This is a genomic window from Embleya sp. NPDC050154 (assembly GCF_044460165.1).
Lineage (GTDB): Bacteria > Actinomycetota > Actinomycetes > Streptomycetales > Streptomycetaceae > Embleya.
Genome location: NZ_JBITJP010000022.1, coordinates 16,872 through 36,591 on the forward strand (window position 1 = coordinate 16,872; position 19,720 = coordinate 36,591).

The following is a 19,720-nucleotide window of genomic DNA, read 5'->3' on the forward strand; positions in this document are numbered from 1 at the left end:
GATAGTTCCGGGTCGTCACCTCGCCCCGTGGGGCGACGCCCTCGGGGCATGGAGCTCGTCCGGCCACAGCATGGTCTGCGGGGTGAGGATGTCGCCCTGCGCGCGGCGGCCGGTATCGGATCCGGCCGGAAATGCTTCGTCACCGGCCCGGGCCGGTGCGGGCACGCGGGCCGCACGCCCGGAGCTGTCCCGGACGGAATAGGAACGCTCCCCTGCCCCTCGTGGCCGTCAGCCGGGGCTTCCGGGGCTGCGGTGGCCGTAGCGGGTGAGGTCGGCGGAGCGTTGGCCGGGGGGTTGGAGGTCGGCGTAGGGGTGTTGGAGTGCGCCGGTGCCGTGGACGAGGACGCGCCGTGGTTGGGCGGGTGTGGGGTGTGGGGTGGGGGCGCCGAGGAGGTCGAGTGCGGCCTGGGGTCCGTGGTCGCGGCGGAGGGTGGCGATCTCGTCGAGGTCCCAGGCCATGGTGCCGACGACGGTGCGCCGCCGTCCCCGGACCTGGACCTTGCCTCGGACCAGGAGGAGCCCGGAGTGGAAGACGGTGTGGGCGCAGGCGGGGTGGGAGTCCTCGAAGAAGGCGAGGTCGACGAGGCCGGAGCCGTCTTCGAGGGTGACGAAGATGACGCGTTTGCCGGAGGCGATGGGTGGGGTCTGGGTGGAGGCGCGGACGCCGGCGACGAGGACTTGTCGGCCTGCCGGTTGTTCGGCGAGGTGGGTGGCGTCGACGGCGCCGATCTCGCGGAGGAGTCGGTGGTGGTGTTCCATCAGGTGGCGGGAGAGGTCGATGCCCAGGACGTGGAGTTCGGCGCCGACGGCTTCGCGGGTGGTCATCTCGGGGAGTCCGCTGGGGGCGGTGGCGTCGAGTCGGCTGTCGGCGAGGGGGAGTTGGCCGTCGCCGACCCTGCGGGTGCGGCGGTGGAGTTCGGACAGTTGCAGGAGCAGGTCGCGGCGGGTCAGGCGTCCGTTGTGCAGACAGTCGAGGGCGCCGATGCGGGCGAGGTGTTCGGCGGTGGGCAGGGCGGGTCGGGCGCGTTGCCACAGGTCGGACAGGGAGGTGTAGGGGCGGCCGGCGTCGATGCGGGCGCATTCCTCGTCGGTGATGCCGCGCACCGCCGACAGCGCCAGCCGCACCCCCCACGTACCGTCGCTCGTCTGCTCGATGGTGTGGCCGGGGCGGGAGTGGTTGACGTCGACGGGCAGGATCGGGACCCGGTGGCGGCGGGCGTCGGCGACGATCACCCGGCGCGGCCACATCCCCGGATCGTGCTCCAGGAGCCCGGCGTACAGCGCGGCCGGGTGGTGGGCCTTGAGCCATGCGCTCTGCAACGCCGGGACGGCGAACGCGACCGCGTGCGCGCGGCAGAAGCCGTATGCGCCGAAGCTCTCGACGATGCGCCACACCTCGTCGCGTACCTCGGGGGTGTAGCCGCGGGTGGCGGCGTGTTCGTGGAACCAGTCGCGGACCTGTGGCATGCGGTCGCGGTCGGACAGGGCGCGGCGGGCGACGTCGGCGAGCGCGAGGTCGCAGCCGGTCGTCGTGGCCAGCAGGCCCATGATCTGCTCGTGCCAGATGGTGACGCCGTAGGTGTCGGCGAGGACCGGTTCCAGGTCGGGGTGGGGGTAGGTGGGGGCGGCGCCGTGGCGGGCGGCGATGTACTGCTCCGGCATGCCCCCTGCGACCGGCCCGGGCCGGAACAGGGAGATGTCGGCGATGACGTCCTGGACGCCGCGCGGCTGCAGGCGGCTGAGCAGGTCCTGCTGGCCCGGGCTCTCCAACTGGAACATGCCGATGGTGTCGGAGGCCTGGATCAGCCTGAACGCGAAGAAGTCGTCGAGCGGCACCTGATGCGGGTCGTCGAGGTCGATGTGTGTGCCGGTGGTGCGTTCGACCTCGGCGACGGCGTGCGCCATCGCGGACTGCATCCGCACCCCCAGCACGTCCAGCTTGATCAGGCCGAGGGCTTCGACCTCCTCCTTCGCCGCTTGGACCATGGGGAAGGCGTCGCCGGGGGTGGGTTGGACCGGCAGCCGGTCCAGCAGGGTGGCGTCGGTGATGATGACCCCGCAGGGGTGCATCGCCATCCCGCGCGGCAACGCGTCCAGTCGCTCGGCGAGTTCGAACAGCGGGCCGTGGCGCTCCGCCTCGGCCGCGAGCTGCCGCAGTTCGGGCAACTCGGCCAGCGCGGTGGTGATCCCGCGGGCGCGGATGTGGGGGAAGGATTTGGCGATGCGGTCGATGTCGGGTGCGGCCAGGCCCAGGGCGAGGCCGACGTCGCGCAGTGCGTGGCGGGCCCGGTAGGTCTCGGGCATCGACGTCACCGCGACGCGCTCGCTGCCGAACCGCTCGAAGATCCTGCGGTAGACGTCCAGGCGCCGGGCGGACTCCACGTCGATGTCGACGTCCGGCAACGAGGACCTGCGTTCGGACAGGAACCGTTCGAACAGCAGGCCGTGGTCCAGGGGATTGGCGGTGGCGATGTCCAGCGCGTGGCACACCATCGACCCCGCCCCCGACCCGCGCGCCGCCACCCGCACCCCCATCTCCCGCACATCCGCGACCACTTGGCCGACCGTGAGGAAGTAGGTGTCGCACCGCAGCCGTCCGATCACCTCCAGCTCCCGCGCCAACCGCTCCATCGCGACCTCGTCGCGGTCCAGGCCCCGCCGGACCATTCCGGCCTCGCAACGCTCGCGCAACACCCGCGCCGCCGAGTCGTCCGTGGCGCCCACCACGGCCGGCTCGGGGAAGAACGTGCCGCCCAGACCCAGGTCCTTTACCGGATCCACCCGGCACTCGTCCGCGGTCGCCGCGGTCCGTGCCAGCAGCACCCGGGCGCGGTCGGGTCCGGCGCCGGCGGCGTCCGCGATCCGGGCCGCGACCGCCGCCATCGCCCCCGGGTCCTTCAACCAGCGCTCGCGCGGATCGAGAAAGTCCGGGCGGTGGAAACGGATCGGGCGCAGCAGGCGGGCGGCGTCCAGGACGTCGGCGACCTTGTACTGGTCGGGGTCGGCGTAGCGCACGGCGTTGGTCAACACGGCGGCCACCCCGACCCGGTCGGCCAGCTGGACGGTCCGGGCGGCCAGACGCAGCGAACCCGGCCCGGTACCCGACGACCAGTAGTACAGACACTCCAGGCGCAGCGCATCGCCGAACAGTTCACGCCAGGGCGCCAGCAGGTGCTCCGCGGTGTCCGGGCGGCCGTCGGACAGTGCCCTCACCGGTTCCGAGGTCGGGCCGAGCAGCACGGTCAACCCGGGCCCCGCGTGTTCGCGCAGCGCCGACCACGGCACCACCGGCGGCCCTCCGACGGCGTGTGCGGCCGAGACCAGACGGCACAACCGCGACCAGCCCTCGCGGTCCCGGGCGAGGAGGGTCACGCGCAGCGGGGGTTGTTCGACGTGGGCCCCGCCGCGGACCGGTGTTCGGCGCCGCCGCGCGCGAGGTGTGTCGGGCGCGGCGGGGGCGACGGAGACGTCGACGCCGAAAATCGGGCGCACCCCGCGCTTCGCGCAGGTCTGGGCGAAGCGGACCGCGCCGCCGACGGTGTCGCGGTCCGTCAGGGCCAGGGCCGACATGCCTCGCTCGGCTGCCCGCGCCACCAGGTCCTCCGGATGGGAGGCGCCGTACCGGGCCGAGTAGCCCGACGCGGTGTGCAAGTGCGCGAAACCGTCCACCGCACACCTCCGCCCGCGTCCACCCCCCTGTCCGAAAACCACCTCTCATTCGGACAATAGTTCGAATGGATCAACTTTGCCAACCGTCCTCCCTACGACGGGCAGCGTTGGTTGGCACGCCCTTCGTGCAGGGAGCGGGCCGGCGGGGTTGTGCTGGGTTCGGGTGGCCCGCCCGGTGCGGGCGCGGCACATGAGCCGGTCGAGAGCGTCCGCGAGGTTCGCTTCGGGCGTGTCGGCGTCCGTGCGCCGGGCCGCCGCCGGCAGCGGTCCCGGACTCAGGGCGTGCCGCGCACCGGGCGCTCGGGTCGCGGCGTTGCCGACAGGGGAGGGGTGAGGAGCGGCTCGAGCAGCCGAGCGAGCTGCTCGCGCTGTTTTGGATCGAGTCGACCGGTGGCCGGTGCGAGGGTGTCCCGGACTTCCTCGTACAGGCGCCGGGTGAGGTCGCGTCCGGCGTCGGTGATCAGGACGACGACGGCGCGCTTGTCGTCGGGGTCGGCACCACGTGTCAGCAGCCCGCGGCGTTCGGCGCGGGCGATGAGGCCGGACAGGGTCGACTTGTCCAGGCCGAGGAAGGCCGCGAGGTCGCTCATGCGGGGGCGTCGGTCGCGCAGGATGCCGAGCACGCGCAGCTGGGTGAGGGACAGGTCGTGCTCGGCGCCGATGCGGGTGCGAGCACCCCGAGCCTGTGGCCCAGGGCGAGCACGAGATGGTGGTGGACGTCCTCGCGGCGGGCCTGCACCATCTGACCCGGGCCAAGGCGGACGGCACCCACTACTCCGCCACCGGCGTCTTCCCGCTGGTGCCCGGCGTCGACGGCGTCGTGCGTGACCCGTCGGGCCGCGTGCGATACGCAGTACTGGACGACACGAACCTCGGCACCTTCGCCGACCGCACCGTGATCGACGCACGTCGAAGCGTCGTCCTGCCCGACGACGTGGATCCCGTCCGGATCGCCGCCGGGATGAACCCGGGCATGTCCTCCTGGGTCGCCCTGCGCCGCCGCATCACCTTCCGTGAGGGGCAGCGCGTTCTCATCCTCGGCGCGACCGGCAGCGCCGGACGCATGGCCGTCCAGATCGCCAAGCGGTTCGGCGCCGCCCGGATCTTCGCCGCCGGCCGCGACACCACTCGCCTCGAGGTGCTGCCCGACCTCGGTGCGGACCGGGCGCTCGCCTTCGACGAAATCACCGCCGCCGCCGAGGTCGACGTCGTCCTCGACTTCGTGTGGGGCGCTCCCGCCGCCGGCGCCATGCTTGCGATGCTTACCGCCCGTGCCGACCGCTCTGTCCCGCTGACCTGGGTCCAGATCGGTTCCATGGCGGGCGAGTCCGCCCCGATCCCTTCCGCGGCGCTGCGTGGCGCACGGTTGAAGATCGTGGGCAGCGGCATCGGCTCGGTCTCCGCCCGTGACTTCATCGCCGAACTGCCCGAGCTGGCGACAGCGGTGACCGAGGGCACCATCGACGTCCAGGCCCGTGCCGTGCCACTGGCCCAGATCGCGCAGGCATGGTCCGAGAAGACCGGCGAGCGCCTGGTCTTCGTGCCCTGAAGCCCTCGGCCCACCTCACGTGTCCCGGCTGCCTGCCGCCGCTCCACGCGGCAGGCGGCCGGGCAAAACAAGGAGTGGGTCATGACAAACGTGTTGGGCTCGAACAAGCGCCTCGGCACGTCTGAAATACGCCAAAGTAGACCGCCGTTCCATGCCGTACGAGGCGCTCCCGCTCGGATTGCGCGGCCTGAGCGCCGGATCGGCCGAGGTGTTCCACCGCCGCGACCTGCTCGAAGCAGTGATCAACGCTTCGGGCGCCGATGCGAAGAAGGTCGGCGCGGCCGCCGACGCGATCGAGGCGCCGGGCCCCCGTGACGTGGGCCATTTCGCGGGCATGGGCCTGGACGCGGCCGACATCGACGTATCCGCCCTCCCGTTCCGGCTGCCCAGCCCGGCGATGGAAGGGTTCATGACCAGCCTCGAAGCGGGCGGCACGGTCATGGCCGAGCGCGCCACCGCGCTCGGCGTGGACATCGTCCGCGGCGCTCTGGTCACGACCGTGATGCAGGACGACGAGTCCGTCACCGTCACGGCAGGCGGACAGGGGTGCCAGGCCCGCTACCTGGTGGGCTGCGACGGCGGACGCAGCACGGTGCGCGGCCTCGCCGGCTTCGACTTCGTCGGCACGGACCCGCTCTTCACCGGCTACGTCGCGCGCGTCACCTTCGCCGACCCGCAGGAGCTGCCACTGGGCTTCAACCTGACGCCGAACGGCATGTATCTGCGTACGCCCTTCGAGGGGCACCTGGGCATGATGGACTTCGACGGCGGCACGTTCGACCGCTCCAAGCCTTGGACCCGCGAGCACCTCCAGGAGGTCCTGCGCCGCATCACCGATACCGACGTGACGCTCACCGATGTTCATCTGGCATCGAGCTTCACCGACCGTGCGATGCAGGCGACGACCTACCGCAAGGGCCGCGTGCTGCTCGCCGGCGACGCCGCGCACATCCACTCCCCCCTCGGCGGCCAGGGGCTCAACCTCGGCATCGGTGATGCCGCCAACCTTGGCTGGAAGCTCGCCGCGACCGTGCACGGCACCGCGCCCGAGGGCCTGCTCGACACCTACACCCGTGAGCGCCACCCCGTCGGCGCCGCGATCCTGGACTGGTCACGCGCCCAGGTGACCACCATGGAGCCCGGCCCCAACGCCCCCGCGCTGCGGCAGCTGGTCCACGAGTTGCTGAGCACCACAGACGGAACGACCCTCGCCTACCGGAAGACGACCGGGCTGTTCGACCGCTACGACCTGGGCGGCGGCCCGCAGCCGCTCGTCGGCTGCACCGCCCCTGACTTCTGTTTCGAGGACGGCACTCGCCTCGGTGAATTGTTGCGCCAGGGCCGGGGCGTGGTCCTCGACTTCAGCGGCGACCACGCGCTGCAGCGTGTGGCCAAGAGCTGGGAGGGCCGGATCCAGTACGCGGCGGCGTGGCACGCAACGACCTCGGATTCAGCGCCCTGCTCATCCGCCCGGACGGCGTCGTGGCCTGGGCGGACCATCACGTCCCCGACCTCGAGGCGCTATAGCAGGCCGCGACCCGTTGGTTCGGCAGCCCGCAGAATCGGTTCGGCAGCCTGGCTGTCTCCCACGCAAGCACCAGCGTCAGCCGGTTGCGTCTACCGGAGCTCTCGCTGCGGAATCTTGGGCGTCGTGACATGACGGCATCAATGTTTCCAGCGGCGAGCCGAGCCGATCAGGTTCGAACTGAGCGCGAACGCCGTAGCGGTCCTGGATGAAAGGTCGGAATCCTGGGGACAAGGGTGTCCGTAGTGCATGATTATCCGTATGGAGAAGCCTGACTTCACGCTCTCGCGCGCCCCTGTCGCATACGCCTGCATGATCGTTCGCAAGCCCGCCGAGGAGGTGTTCCGTGCTTTCGCCGACCCGGATGTGACCTCCCGATTTTGGTACAGCAAGAGCAGCGGGCCGATGGTCGCGGGGGCCGAGTTGCGCTGGGAGTGGGAGACGTACGGTGCATCGGCCGAAGTCCGGGTCAAGGAGGTCCAAGAGGGCCGGCTGATCCGGTTCGAATGGGGCAACTACGGGCAGCCGACCACCGTTGAGTTGCGGTTCACCCCACACACGGCAGGAGCCACGTTCGTCGAGGTCACCGAGACCGGTTTCGAGGGCTCGGGGGATGATGCCGTGCGTTGGGTGAACGACACCGTCGGCGGATTCGCTACAGCCCTGTGCGCCATGAAAGCCCTGCTGGAACACGGCATCGAACTCGGCGCCGTCCCCGACCATCATCCAGCCTGACCGGCACCCACGCCGTGTTCCGTGACTTGGAGCGGCAGAAGTAGCCCCACCGGCGAGAGCCTTCGGATACGAGCAGACTTCGTTCGCCAGTGATGCCGAAGTCGTAGCCGTGGAAGCGGAGTTCGTTCTGCCATGCGGGGCGGCGTCGACCTCGTCCCACAGTCGACGTGGCCCGCCTTGGACAGCCTTGCCGATACCGGGTCGGTCGTCGGCCAGCGCCCAGGAACGTCCTCGGTTCCCCACAACTGTCACGCGGCCCCGCCCTCGAGTGTCGCGCCGCGTCGAATCCGGCGCTGCCGTCGTCGCGTTGGCCGCGCAACTCCACGAAGCCACGCCGCGCACGAGCTTCCCCGACGCGGTGTTGGCGGACTTCCTGGCCGAGCTCGCGGAGTCGTCGCTGCCCGGGGACCCCTAACCCGTGAGGGTGAGCAGGTGTTCGCGATCGTCGCCGAACGCGACCCTGGCCCCGTCGCCCAGGCGGCCCTGCATGCCGACCTCGGGCGTGTACGCGGGTCCCGGTCGACTCGGCGGCTACCCGACAGGTGGGCCCGGCACCTCGGCGGAGGGCCGAGCGGCCTCGCCGAGCCGGTACACGCTTCCCTGCGGGCCGACGGTGGCGCCGAAGTCCCGCAGCCTGGGCGGCTGGACCTTCTTCCACGGGATCACGGCGTCGTGGATCTCCTGCGTGCGTCCTTGACCGCCTCGTCGACACCTGAACCCACCGGGCGGCGGTTCGAGGCGTACAGGGACGGCAGGGGTGGACGTCCCACGGCCGCGCCCGGCCACGACCTCGCACCCGCAAGCCTCGATGGCGCCCCGGTCGCCGACGCCGGGAATCGGTAGCCGACGGTGAGCGCGTTCGAGGCGCGCTGAGCCCGGGCGCGAGCCGGGTCAGGGCGGATCGGTCCGGCTTGGTTCAGCCTGATTCGGTCTGGTTCGGTCTTGTTCGGCTCGGTTTCGCCGTTGGACAGGGGCGGCGCGCGTGAGCGTGCCCGGGGAGATCGGGTCCGGCGCTTCCGGGGTGCCTGGCCCCGGGAGGCTCGGCCTCGGAGGGCCGGGCTGTGGGTGCCCGCGCCTACGCGTCGGTCGGTCCTCTCGCGCCGACGGCGGCGACCGGCCGCCTGGCCACGTTCGCCGCGAGTCGAGCGCCCTGCCTCCGATCATCGGAGGCAGGGCATTCAGCAATACGCCGTGGACCTTCGCGGCTTGGTCGACCACCGCGTTGTCGTCGGCTTCGGTGGCATTTTGCCGGGGTGGTCGTGCAGGCGGGTGGATGGCCGTCGGGTCGACGGTGGCCTTCCTGTCGTCCCGGCCGTCGAAGTCCGCGGTGAGCAGGAGCGCCACCACCAGGTCGGTGGTCGTGGCGTGTTGGGTGATGCGTTGCATGGTCCCCCAAGTGCGGATGTCCGGGGGGACGGATGGCGGCGTGGGTGGTTGCACCGGATGGACCCGTCACGCGGCGATCGGCGTCGTGGTGGTGGGACGAAGCGTTGGGAAGTCCCTCTGTTTTCCCGGATCAGGGCGGATAGCTTGCCGAGGCCGTCAAGTGCCGGTCCTGTCCTGGAGGTTGTCCGATGAGAACGGTTGCGGGGGTGCTCGGCATCGCGTACGGGCTGATCGTGGGGTGCGCCGGAGCGGCCGGCATGGTGTGGGGGCTGAGCTCCTTCGGCGAGGTGGGGTGGCTGGTCTTCCTCGGCGTGTTCGTCGTCGCGCTCGGCGTGGCCCTGGCGCGCAACGGGTGGAAGCTCCTGAAAGGGGAGCCCGGGGCGGACGATCGGCTGATCCAGTTGCTCATGGTGCCTGCGGGCTTGTCCGGAGTGGCGATCGGCAGCATGGTGGCCCAGGCCGATCTGTCCACCGGTGCGGTGCAGAATCAACTGGCGGGGTTCATCGCGGCCTTCGTGCTCTCGGTGGCAGCGATCCTGCTGACTTCTCGGGCTTGAGCGGAGGTCTTCGACCTTTGTCGATGCTTCGGACGTCGACGAGTCGGGTCGGCTTCCGCGCGTTCGCCGGGCCCGGCATGAGTATGTGAGCCGGCGCGCCCCTGCGTGCTCGGCATCCGCTCGCGCGGGCCCTCGAGCAGATACCCGCAGCCTCGCCGGGGCCGTCCGGGCGCTGCGCCTCTCGCGTCGCCGGGCGCGCCGCTGCGCTTGCCTGCCCAGGCCCAGGGATGCCGCCTCCGCGCACGGCGGTTCGCGTCAGCGAAGGTCGAAGGGGATCGCCTTGTCCACCTCCGGCTTCAGGCACGCGTTCGCACTGCACGCGCCGTAGCTGACGACCACCTCGGCACGATGGCCGCCCGTTCGGCGCACGGGCAGGGTGAACGTGACCGGACCGTCCGGGTAGACGGGGAGTTCGGTCGTGAGACCCGTCAGCCGCAGGAGCCGGGTCGAACTCCCGGTCGCCGGCGGGCCGTCGGCGGCGAGGTCGCCCCGGACCCCGATGCGGGTCGGGACCCCCAGACCGTCGATTCCCTCCGCCGGGAGATCGACGCCGTAGATGTGGAAGCCCGGTTGGGGGGTGAACGTCACCTCGAGTTCGCGCCGGTCCTCGTGTGGCGGGCGAAGCGTGGCGGTGACGGTGACGCCGCTCGCGGTGACACTTGCCGTGAGCGGGGTCGAGGCCGGGGCCGGGGCCGGCGTCGATCCGCATCCGCACAACGCCACGACCGTTGCCGCCACCCACGCCGACGCCATGGCGGACCGGTGCCGGCGCGGGCGGGTCGTCATTCCCGCCCCGCGTTGCCGCGTGCCCAGCGGGTCAGGAATGCGGCGACCTGCCCCGGGTCCAGATTGCGGGCGTTGGCCAGCGACCCGTCGTTGGTGGCGGTGCGAACGCTCCCGTCGGGTGCGAGTACGACCAACGCGGGGATTCCGCTCGTCGCGAGGTCGAGGTAGCGGGCGGCGACATCGAGATTGCGGTCGAACTCGCCGACGTCGACCGGGACGACGACATAGTTCTTCGCCAGCAGTGGTTCCACCTGTGGGGATCGGAACAGGTTGTGCAGGACCCGACAGTCCGGACACCAGTTGGCGCCGAAGTCGAGCAACACCGCGCGATCACTCTGTGCGGCGGTCGCCAGCGCGGTACGGATGTCCGCGTCCGCGTCGCGTGTGGCGTCGAACCCCTTCGGCACGGTCGAGGTTCCGGGAGACGACGGCGTGTTACCGGCCCCGTCGAGAGGGCCTTTGGATGCCGTCGGAACGGACGTGGACGGGGCCGCTGTTCGGGAAACGGGGGCTGTGGCGTCGTCCTCGGCCCGTGGGATGTCGGCGGAGTCGTTCGCGCCGCACCCCGCAGTAAGAAACACCGCCGCCAGGACGGCTGTCAGGCATGGACGCAGGCCGCGCACGTTATCCCCCTTGCTGAGAATGGTCGCCGGAAACTACCAGTACTACGAATGGAGTTCGCACCTGGGGCCCTGGCCCGAACGGAGGCGGGAATACGGAACGTCGGGCTCTGGTGGCATTTTTCCCTTCGCCAACGCGCCGCGCGTCACGAGTCGGGAAGTCCGTCCGGGCCGGGCCGGTGGACCGATGGTGTCGTCGGTCGGGTGGGGCACAGTGCCGCCGATGTGAACAGCCTGTCCGCGATGCTCGCCGGCCGCGACCGCGTCAACCTTTTGATCACCGGCAAGCACCCCGGATCAGGCTTCGCTCCCTATACCTTCCGCGACGAACTCACGCACGGCGCGGCGGTGTGGCCACACATGGGCAACGGGACGGGCCCACCCGACATCGTGCTCGCCTCCGCAGGCCGACGGCAGCGGCGTGACGCACCCGCCTCGAACACGATCTCGGCGGCGGCGGTGGATTGGAAGGGTTCCTGGACGCGGTCCGGCGTATCGGCGGGTTCCCATCTGGCGATCGCCCGTCTCCCCGGCGGCGCCTGACGCGCGCAACGGGGTTCGGCAGGTCCCAGGTCGTGGTTGATGTGAAGGGCGCGGCGCGTTGCCTGGTGCGGGGGACGCGGGTGGTGGTCGTCACGGTGGCGGCCCGTGACCGCATACGAGCGGGCCGGGCTGCGCGAGCCGGTGTATGGAGGCTGGGTGGCCGTTGTTCGGGGGCTTCCGGTGCGGGGGCCGGGTACGGGGGTGGGTCCGCCGGCGCCGGGTGGGCGGGAGCACGGCCCGGGCCCGCTGCCCGCCTGCGCTGTGGTGGTTTGCCAGGTAGTTCGCGTCCGGCCGTGATCGATTCGTTCGTCGGCGCATGGAAGACCGGGGTGTCCTGCCGGTCTTCGGGGTGCGGGGGACTGGGTCGTGCGTGGTGGCCGCGCACGGGCGGTCCGACGAGCGTGGTGCGTGGCGGGTTCGGCGCGGTCTCCCCGGAGCGCGCGAAGGCGGGACGCTGGGGCGTCGCAGGTGGTTGCCGATGGCTTTCGGGAATGTCCATCCCCGATCCGGAGGCGGTTGCGGGTCGCTCCACGATCGCGCCTGGGCGACCAGGGCCGCCGGCGCGTCGGCGTTTCGGCATCGACCTTCGGGGGTGGATCGCTGTGCCTCATGCCGTTGCGGTTGCCCGCGTAGTCGCGCCGTACGGCCTATCAACGATCACGGGCATGTCGCACCAAGACGGTGGAGCAGACATTTTCCGGCGCGGATCGTCGTTTCTGCGCCCTTGGCCCCGGTGCCTCGGCCCGTGGCCCGTCTCGTGGGCGAAGGTCGGGGTCCGTGCCGCCGGGTTGTGTAAGGCGTGAGCGGGTGAGCTTCGCGTGAGTGGAACTCCCACGCGCCGGTGCCTCTTTCAGGTGAGGTTCGGCGTGTCGTCGGGTGGGCCACGCTCCGGCCGGGTAGGCGCGCTTCGTCGGGTCCTCACAGTCACTCGCGATGTGCTGTGCGGGCTGTGCCCGGCGTCGTAGTACGGGGCCTCGGTCGCATCTTCCGACCGAGGCCCCGTGCGCGTTCGCGGCGGTCCACGTGCGGGGAATCCCGGCGGTGTGTTCGCCCGGGTCGCGGAGCGTGCCGACGGAGTCGAGGATTTGCGGTGTTCGCCGTGTTCGCCGAGCCTGCGCGGCGTGGGGCCGGGGTTACAAGGTGTTCTCGCGAATATGTGCACGGCGGAGGATGGGGCTGCGGCTGGTGGGTGTCCCGAATTTTTACCGACTCGTGAGGTTCTTGTTGCGCAGGTAAAGGGTGCCTCGGGTGAACGGTGCCGTTTCCCTGTGTTGGCGCGGAATTCGCGTTCCCGGCGGTGCGGGTCGGGTGGTGCGGGTGTTCGTAAATGTGCGACGCGTGGCCGGAAACGGGCAGGAATCCGGGGTGCCGTTCACCGTTTCGGACCAGCTTCGTCGGGGAGGGTGCGTCGTTAGCCGGGCGTGACTCCCCGAGCTTCCGCGTCCGCCGCGGCTTCTCCCGCTCTCGCCCAACGCGCCTTTCCCATGGGGGATTGGGTGCTCACCCCTCGCGCGGCGACGTTCCGCAAACGGTCTCCGCACGCGTACATCGAGCGTGCGGGACATCGCGTCGCGCTTCGTCACTGTTCCGCCGACATGGAGCAGTTCGCCCTGGCGATGGTGTTGATCGTCGCGGAGTACTCGCGCCGACTCGACGACGTCCTGGACGATCCCCGTTCGTGAATTCCGGGACCGACCGCCTGCCGACCATCGAAATGTGTATTTGGCATCGATATTCGTGTCGGTGCCGCGCGACGCCCGATCCCTTGAATGAGTCAGGCCCATGTACGAAGGTTATGGATACGACCCGTATCCCCCGCCCGGCATGCAATTTCCCCCGAGCGTCGCGTCGTCTCCCGGCGTGGTGGAGTGGTCGACGTCGAACGCGGCCGTGTCACCCGACGGGCTCTCTCCGTCGTTCGCGGTGGTGGGGGACCCGCAGTTCGAGGCCGATCTCGCCCGGCTGCTGGCCGGCCCGGTCGAGGAGATTCCCGCCACCGTCGAGCTCCCGGCCCCGATCCGCGGGCCGGGCAGTCATCGCCGGCAGCCGCCGCAGGCCGTCCCCCCGGTCACGGGCGGACGGCGGCTGGACCGGCTCAGCCGCACCTTGGTGGTCGTCAGCGTCGTGCTGGTCGCCGCGATCGGTGTCCTCGGCGCGGTGATCACCCTCGCGCCGCTGGGGCACACCGGCGGCGCCACCTCGGGCCCGGCCCGGTGGTGGCCGGTCCTGGTCCAGGGGCCGTGGCTGGTGGCCTCGCTGTCGATCCTGCGTTCCAGCCTGCACCGCCGCCGGGCACTGCACTCGTGGATCGTGGTCGCCGCCTTCGCCGGCCTGTCCATGACGCTGTCCCTCACCCACGCCCCCATGACCCTCCAAGGCGTCGTCGTCGCCGTCCTGCCCGCCGTGGCGACCACGGCCTGCCTGCACCAACTCGTACGCCAGATCACCCTCACCCGACCACCCCGACGATCCACCCCCGGCCAAGTCCGCAAACCTCCACCCTGAACCACGCCCGCCCACGTGCCGCAAGGCGCCACATCCGAACGCCGGTATTCCGGGTGGCCGTTCCTGCGGGTCGACGGCCGTGAACCCTTGCGCCTATCGGCGCATCGTGTCCCGGACGGGGACGAACGACGGCCGGTCGTCCTCGTCCGGGCTCACCCCCGCTGCTCGTCCGGGACCTTGGCGCCCTGCCGTGGGATACCTTGCGCGGTGGGAGGTGCGCCCAAGACGCCGGCTCCTGCCTTGTGCGCTTCGGGTGGTGGGGCAACGGGACGACCCCGGCGCGGCCGGCGCCGGACCTGGCCGTCGCCGGACGAGGGGGAATCGACCCCGCATGGACGGCCCGTCCGGGTGAGCCCAGCGGCCGGGCGTCGCCCGGGCGAGAGGGTCGGTCGAACAACCCTGCCCACCGCGCTACTTCGGCCCGACCGCCAGGAGGTCCAGGAGTCGGTGCGGCGCGGGGCGCGGTCGCCGTCGTCGACGAGTGCGAGCAGGCGCGGCAGGGGTTCGACGACGCGGATCGGGCGTCCGGAGCGCACGTGGTTGCCGGCGTCGCGCAGGGCCCGATCCACGACGCTTCGCGTCCGGGCCACCGCGCGCAGGTTCCTTGCCCGGTGGAGTTCGTTGCGGTGGGGCAGCCACCGGCCGGCTCGGTGGTCCCTGCCCAGTGTGGTGACATCACGTTCGAGGAATTCCCAGGTCCAGTCGTCGGCGACGAGTTCGCCGCTCTCGCGGTCCGGCCGGGTGGTGCGGCAGCGCGCACACAGCCGTACCGGCCGGGGCCCCCGAGGGCGGTTGGCAAGGCCACGGGCGGTCAGTCGTCGGCCGGGGCCCGGTCTCCTCGCAAGGTGACACACGGCAACGGTGATGGTCAGGCGCGGGCGGGGCGAGGAAGTGGTCACGCGGATTCAACGATGTCACCGGCCTCGGGCCGCGCGCCGGGCCGGCCGGAGGCGAGGACACTCGGCCTGTGCGCCCTCGCACTCCACCGGCCGTGCGGGTGTTGGGCTGTGTGTCCACGAACGTGTCCGCCGTCATGTTCGCCGGCGGTTAGGGTTTCGATTTGCGCAGGTCTGATGTGGGGGTTTCGGGGTAGGCGAGCGGCGTGGGGTTGGGGCGCTGGGAGAGGTGGAGCGGCATGGGGTGGACTGCGGACGGTGTGGATGGGCGGGCGTTGGTGGGGGTGGTCGCCTCGGCGTCGGCGGTGTTCGGAGATGGCGAGGGCGTTCGGCCCGCGCGGGATCTGGCCGTTGCCTTTCTCGGTGGGGTGCAGGCCGAGCACGGGCTGCCGGTGTCCGAGCGCGCGATGGACACGGTGCGGCTCGTGGTGAGTGAGTTGGTGACCAACGCTCGCAGGCACGCGCCCGGTCCGTGTCTGTTGACGTTGGAGGTGCGGGACGGTGCGGTCGAGGTGAGCGTGTGGGATGGCGATCCGACGCCGCCGGCGATCCTCGCGCCCGATCCGGCCCGGATCGGCCGGCACGGTCTGGAGATCGTGATGGCGGTCTGTCGAAGCTTCGCGGTGCATCGTGAGCCCGTGGGCAAGCGGATCTGCGCGTCCGTTGTGCTGGCCGACGATCCGGGCGGGCACGTCGCCGGTCGCCAGGCCTGAGGACCCGCGACACCACACGGCCGCCGCCGTCGAACCGGTCGAGGGCCGGCGGGATCAGGGTCTCGGTGGGAGTCGGCCGGACGACGGGCATTGGTGTCGACGCGACGTCGGCGCCTTGGTGGAGCAGCGCTTCGCAAGCGTGTCCGGGTGGCGGCCTGTTGCCTGTCCGCGGCGACTCACGCGCCAGGTCGTCACCCGAAGGTGGGCGGTTCGGTTCTTGATGGTCGTGATGCGTCGGTGAGGTCGGCGCCGCCGCGCAATAGCAGTTCTGGGTGGTCACATCGGTGGAGCCGGGGTTCGCGGCGGCGCTCGTGCGGATCCCCCGGCTGATCACGCGGGACATCCGTACCTTCTACGCGGTCGGGCTCCTGGTCAGTCAGGGGAGGGCGCCGACGAGGAGGCGTCGCCGTCGAGCATGCGCTGTTCGCCGCATAAGGGGCCACGCGTCGTCGTCGCGGTCGATCGGGCGGGCGAAGAAGTGCCCATCGCCGAGCGAGGCGCACTTCCTGGTTGCGGCGGACGGGTACTCGTCGCGGTCCAGGCGCTGCCCGGCCCGGTCGCCCTGCCACTCCGTGCACATCCTTCCCCCAGCCGCGCGGTTCTGTTCCCGGAGGGCGGTGTCGATCACGCGGTGGAGTGCTGCGGGGATGTTCTTGCCGACGATCGGGCAGGAACGTGTTGCCCTGGTGGCGGAGGGCGCCGTCGACGTGGCGGGCGCTCTCGTCCTCGTCGGGGTTGCCCGGGCTGACGGCGAACGCGGGTTCGTGGTCCGAGACTCCGTTCCGCTGTCGCGGCATGTCTTGCGTGGCGGGTCATGACGGCTCAGATGCGGAAGGTCGGGATGTAGCGGCAGCCCGTCGTCTTCGCCTCGATGATGGGGACGCCGTCGCGCGGCGCGAAGTCCTGCTCGCAGTTCAGGAAAAGCAGGCCGGCCGCCTTGAGCTGCTGTTCGGCCGTGGACTTCACCTGGGCGTCGGCGGTCCCGAGGAGGCGCACGGTGAATCCCATGCCGACCCGATCGCCGGAATACGTGTCCTTGCCTTTATGAAAGGTCTCCAGCGTAGTGTTGTCCTCGTCGACGAGCAGGAACACGACCGAGAACTTCTGGCCGCCGTACCAGCACAAGGCCTTCTGTTTGCCCCCGCGAACCTTGTCCGCCGTGTCGAGTTCCGTTGCGGGACCCGTCGTTTCCATACGCTGACAGGGGCCGAGGGTCGGCTTCAGCAGCGCGGCGATCTCCTCGAACGAGCGCGCCCTGGGCAGCCCGGAGGCCGGCGTGCTCGGGTTGGGATCGGCTCCGGGGCCACCGGTTGCCGCCCCGGGGGCGGGCGTCGAAAGCGCCTTCGGCTCATCGTCGCCGCCTGCGCAACTCGTCGCCATTAAAGCCCCGATGGCCAGGGCGGCGAGCTTCGGAAACTTCATGGAACTCCCCTCTTGAGCGGGCTGATCTGCCTCGCAGTGAAGCAGCCTAAACTGCCCGCGTCCTGTCGGATGAGAGTCCGCGCAATCTGTCCTGGCCCGTGGGTCGGTCAACGCATGCGGGCCTCGCGCTTCCGCCGCGGTCGCTACGGACGATCTCGGGCGCGCCGCGGAAGGCGAGGTCCAGGCACAGTCGTTGCGGTCGGGTCGGGGGTTGTCGACGGGGGTGGTCAGGGCCAGGCGCGTGAGGGAGGCTCCGATGCAGTGGAAGGTGCCGTGTCCGAACGCGACGTGGGGGATGGGTGTGCGGATGATGTCGAAGGGGTGGGCGTCGGGGATGGACGCTCTCGTCGCGGTCGGCCGACTGGGCGTAGGAGACCACCGGTTCGCCGGCACGGATGCGGGCGCCGAGGTGGTCGATGTCGGCGAGCGGTAGCGCGGGATCCGGCTCCCGCCGGGGACCGTTCGGCCAACGTTGCTGTCGGGGGCGGCGGTTACGCTGCCGCCGTCCGGGCGCCGGGGGAGTTCCGGATACCGGGTTTCAGGCTGCGGGCGCGAGTTCGGCGCGGCCGAAGAGCAGGGCCCAGCCGGAGGGCAGCCGGGTCAGGATGCGGGTGAGGAGGTCGGGGCCGGCGAGCGCGGCGACGACGGTCAGGACCGATCCGGTGTCCCAACGTGCGACGCCGGGGGTGGTGTCGGTGCGGGCGGCGATGTCCTTGACGAAGCCCAGGCCGCCGGCGGGTCGGGGTTCGGCGGTGTGCGAGGTGAGCAGGAGGGCGGCCTCGAGGGGAAGTCGGGCGGCGAGGTCCAGGCGCTCCTGCCCGCCGAGTTGGCGGCCCAGCCCGGAGAGCACGACGCGAACCGCGTCCTCGGCCTGGGCCCGTGTGCGGTAGGCCCCTTCGAGACGGACCTTGTCCAGCAGTTCGGTGTAGGTGCCCACTGTCGTGGTCGGAGAGGGTTCGTTTCGGGTTTGCATCGTCGCGGATCGCCTTTCCGGTCTCGGAGCCGGCTGGGTGTCGGAGTGGGCGTGGGCGGGGAGCACGGTTGGCACGGTGCGCGCGGTCGAGTGACCGCGTTCCGGTGAGGGCTCCGGCCCATGTGGCCGCCCGCGAAGGGCGGTTGGGGGCCGGCGGCGGGCGCGCCGAGAGGCGGTGCGTCCGTCGTCGGCCCCGCAGGGGGGTGTCGTGGCCCTGCTTCAGGCGGTGATGACCTTGCGGTCGGGGGTGCCGGCGCCGATGGGGATCTTGCGGGGCTTGGCGCGCTCCGCGATGGGGATGCGCAGGGTCAGTACGCCGGCTTGGTAGTCGGCGTCGATGCGTTCGGTGTCGAGGGTGTCGGCGAGGACGATCTGGCGGGAGAAGACGCCCACGGGTCGTTCGGACAGTTCCACCTGTACCTCGTCGGCCTTGGCGACGGGTTCGCGGCGGGCCTTGACGGTGAGCATGTTGCGTTCGACGTCGATGTCGATCGCCTCGGGGGTCACGCCCGGCAGGTCGAACGCGACCACGTACACCTCGCCGTCGCGCCAGGCGTCCATCGGCATCGCGGTCGGCCGGGAGGCGGCGCCGGGGGCGAGGAGTTGCTGCGCGAGCCGGTCGAGCTCGCGGAAGGGGTCGGTACGCATCAACATAACGAGAACACCTCCGAAAGTTTCGGTCGGTAGCGCCCTGACGGGCTCCCTGGAACCGTTGTAGCATGTCATCGGAAGGATGACAAACACGTGGGTCGTCCACATGATGACGAAGCAGGGGACGACGTTGTGAGAGGGGCTCCGGTGAACGCGAACGACCGACCCGACAATCCCGCCGCGGGGCCCGCGTCCTTCCTGGCCGCCGCCGCGGCCCTGGAAGCCATCGACCGAGCCGTCCGCACGGCCCAGGACGGCGAGGCCGGGCCGCCGCACCCGGACGCGGGCCCCGAACAGGCCTTGGCCTCGCTGTTGTTGCTCCGCGAGATCCGGGAGCGGCTCGCCGGATGGGAGAGCGGGCTGATCGAGAACGCCCGCGACGCCGGCGCCAGCTGGGCGGACCTCGCCCACCCCCTGGGCGTCGCCAGTCGACAGGCCGCCGAACGCCGCTACCTGCGACTGCGCCCGGGCCCCGCCGGAACCACCGGCGAACAACGCGTCACCGCCACCCGCGAACGCCGCGCCGCCGACCGCGCCGCCGGCGCCCGAGCCCGCGACAACGCCGCCGACCTGCGACGCCTCGCAGGCCACATCACCGCACTCACCGACCTCCCCGCCGCATCCCGCCCGAGCGTGGCAAGACTGGACCAGGCCCTGGGCCAGGACGACCCCGCCGCCCTGATCGACCCCCTCAACGCCGCCCGTGCGCACCTGGCCGCCGCCCACCCGGAACTGGCCGCCCGCATCGACGCCCTCGTGGACCCGCCCACCGCGACCGGCCACGCCCCGGTGACATGACGCCGGCCGGCCTCCCGTGCGGGTGGACTCTGCCGGGCAGGTCGAGATCTCACGGATCCGGCAGGCAAAGTGGTTGCCGGGGTGCGGGGCGCTGCTACCGGAACCCAAGCTCCAGGCGAGCCACGGACGTCCGCCTCGGGGCGTACGGCTCGACGCCGACGAGAAGTGGTTGCGAGACGCGGATGTTGGTGGCGCGGCCGCGAATGGCACGGGCGGTGCGGTGGCGTCGTGTGGCCGACCTCCCGGGAGGCGGATCGGGGACCTCGCCGTCGGCCTGGCCCGGCTCGGCCACAGCGTGGCGTACATCGGTCGGGTCGGCGACGACGCCTTCGGAACCGGCGTACGACGGGCCCTGCGCGGTGAAGGCGTCGACCACGGGACTCGTGGTCGAC

The 19,720-nt window shown here is 71.4% G+C and carries 17 protein-coding genes and 2 pseudogenes; 11 read left to right on the forward strand and 8 right to left on the reverse strand.

The features are described 5' to 3' along the window. Nucleotides 1–228: 228 nt before the first annotated feature. Nucleotides 229–3,669 (reverse strand): DNA polymerase III subunit alpha, encoded by a 3,441-nt coding sequence (locus ACIBSV_RS36010; protein WP_395870705.1) that lies wholly within the window; start codon nt 3,667–3,669, stop codon nt 229–231. A 275-nt stretch (nt 3,670–3,944) separates the two neighbouring features. Continuing rightward, the gene (locus ACIBSV_RS36015) at nt 3,945–4,331 is read right to left on the reverse strand and encodes a MarR family winged helix-turn-helix transcriptional regulator (RefSeq protein ID WP_395870995.1); all 387 of its coding nucleotides are present in this window, start codon (nt 4,329–4,331) and stop codon (nt 3,945–3,947) included. 23 nt (nt 4,332–4,354) lie between these two features. On the opposite strand from ACIBSV_RS36015, the gene ACIBSV_RS36020 reads away from it, so the two are divergent. From ACIBSV_RS36020 to ACIBSV_RS36030, 3 genes and pseudogenes are all read left to right on the forward strand, one after another. Beyond that, a complete protein-coding gene (locus tag ACIBSV_RS36020) occupies nt 4,355–5,218 on the forward strand; it encodes a zinc-binding dehydrogenase (RefSeq protein ID WP_395870707.1) in 864 nt (287 codons plus the stop codon). A 154-nt stretch (nt 5,219–5,372) separates the two neighbouring features. Continuing rightward, nucleotides 5,373–6,742: pseudogene (locus tag ACIBSV_RS36025) on the forward strand (FAD-dependent monooxygenase); the annotation flags it as partial. Between the two features lie 262 nt (nt 6,743–7,004). Beyond that, nucleotides 7,005–7,478: an SRPBCC family protein gene (locus ACIBSV_RS36030; RefSeq protein WP_395870709.1), complete on the forward strand. Its 474-nt coding sequence runs from the start codon at nt 7,005–7,007 to the stop codon at nt 7,476–7,478. 531 nt (nt 7,479–8,009) lie between these two features. On the opposite strand, the gene ACIBSV_RS36035 is transcribed toward ACIBSV_RS36030, so the two are convergent. Then, a complete protein-coding gene (locus tag ACIBSV_RS36035; protein ID WP_395870711.1) occupies nt 8,010–8,144 on the reverse strand; it encodes a hypothetical protein in 135 nt (44 codons plus the stop codon). Between the two features lie 908 nt (nt 8,145–9,052). Here ACIBSV_RS36035 and ACIBSV_RS36040 point away from each other — a divergent pair. Further along, nucleotides 9,053–9,421, forward strand: a complete 369-nt coding sequence (locus ACIBSV_RS36040; RefSeq protein WP_395870713.1) for a hypothetical protein — start codon at nt 9,053–9,055, stop codon at nt 9,419–9,421. Nucleotides 9,422–9,676: 255 nt separating this feature from the next. On the opposite strand, the gene ACIBSV_RS36045 is transcribed toward ACIBSV_RS36040, so the two are convergent. Both ACIBSV_RS36045 and ACIBSV_RS36050 read right to left on the reverse strand, forming a co-directional pair. Next, nucleotides 9,677–10,174, reverse strand: coding sequence for a hypothetical protein (locus ACIBSV_RS36045; RefSeq protein ID WP_395870715.1), 498 nt, complete (start codon nt 10,172–10,174; stop codon nt 9,677–9,679). Between the two features lie 29 nt (nt 10,175–10,203). Then, nucleotides 10,204–10,614 (reverse strand): thioredoxin family protein, encoded by a 411-nt coding sequence (locus tag ACIBSV_RS36050; RefSeq protein WP_395870717.1) that lies wholly within the window; start codon nt 10,612–10,614, stop codon nt 10,204–10,206. A 417-nt stretch (nt 10,615–11,031) separates the two neighbouring features. On the opposite strand from ACIBSV_RS36050, the gene ACIBSV_RS36055 reads away from it, so the two are divergent. The 4 genes from ACIBSV_RS36055 (at nt 11,032) to ACIBSV_RS36070 (ending at nt 15,484) form a co-directional block, all read left to right on the forward strand. Next, a complete protein-coding gene (locus tag ACIBSV_RS36055) occupies nt 11,032–11,370 on the forward strand; it encodes a hypothetical protein (RefSeq protein ID WP_395870719.1) in 339 nt (112 codons plus the stop codon). A 1,496-nt stretch (nt 11,371–12,866) separates the two neighbouring features. After that, nucleotides 12,867–13,052 (forward strand): hypothetical protein, encoded by a 186-nt coding sequence (locus tag ACIBSV_RS36060; RefSeq protein ID WP_395870721.1) that lies wholly within the window; start codon nt 12,867–12,869, stop codon nt 13,050–13,052. 100 nt (nt 13,053–13,152) lie between these two features. After that, nucleotides 13,153–13,875, forward strand: a complete 723-nt coding sequence (locus tag ACIBSV_RS36065) for a DUF2637 domain-containing protein (protein WP_395870723.1) — start codon at nt 13,153–13,155, stop codon at nt 13,873–13,875. A 1,135-nt stretch (nt 13,876–15,010) separates the two neighbouring features. Continuing rightward, entirely contained in the window at nt 15,011–15,484 is a 474-nt protein-coding gene (locus tag ACIBSV_RS36070; protein WP_395870725.1) for an ATP-binding protein, read from the forward strand. 822 nt (nt 15,485–16,306) lie between these two features. Here ACIBSV_RS36070 and ACIBSV_RS36075 read toward each other — a convergent pair. Beyond that, complete coding sequence (locus ACIBSV_RS36075) at nt 16,307–16,906, reverse strand: hypothetical protein (RefSeq protein ID WP_395870727.1); 600 nt, start codon at nt 16,904–16,906, stop codon at nt 16,307–16,309. 256 nt (nt 16,907–17,162) lie between these two features. On the opposite strand from ACIBSV_RS36075, the gene ACIBSV_RS36080 reads away from it, so the two are divergent. Further along, a complete protein-coding gene (locus tag ACIBSV_RS36080) occupies nt 17,163–17,339 on the forward strand; it encodes a hypothetical protein (RefSeq protein WP_395870729.1) in 177 nt (58 codons plus the stop codon). 105 nt (nt 17,340–17,444) lie between these two features. Here the strand turns inward: ACIBSV_RS36080 and ACIBSV_RS36085 are convergent, their stop codons facing one another. Both ACIBSV_RS36085 and ACIBSV_RS36090 read right to left on the reverse strand, forming a co-directional pair. Continuing rightward, nucleotides 17,445–17,879: a DUF2267 domain-containing protein gene (locus tag ACIBSV_RS36085; protein ID WP_395870731.1), complete on the reverse strand. Its 435-nt coding sequence runs from the start codon at nt 17,877–17,879 to the stop codon at nt 17,445–17,447. Nucleotides 17,880–18,098: 219 nt separating this feature from the next. Continuing rightward, nucleotides 18,099–18,533: an Hsp20/alpha crystallin family protein gene (locus tag ACIBSV_RS36090; RefSeq protein ID WP_395870733.1), complete on the reverse strand. Its 435-nt coding sequence runs from the start codon at nt 18,531–18,533 to the stop codon at nt 18,099–18,101. Between the two features lie 144 nt (nt 18,534–18,677). Between ACIBSV_RS36090 and ACIBSV_RS36095 the strand changes: the two genes are divergently transcribed. Further along, nucleotides 18,678–19,328, forward strand: a complete 651-nt coding sequence (locus ACIBSV_RS36095; protein WP_395870735.1) for a type III effector protein — start codon at nt 18,678–18,680, stop codon at nt 19,326–19,328. 220 nt (nt 19,329–19,548) lie between these two features. Continuing rightward, nucleotides 19,549–19,692 (forward strand): annotated as a pseudogene (locus tag ACIBSV_RS36100) (PfkB family carbohydrate kinase); the annotation flags it as partial. Between the last annotated feature and the right edge of the window lie 28 nt (nt 19,693–19,720).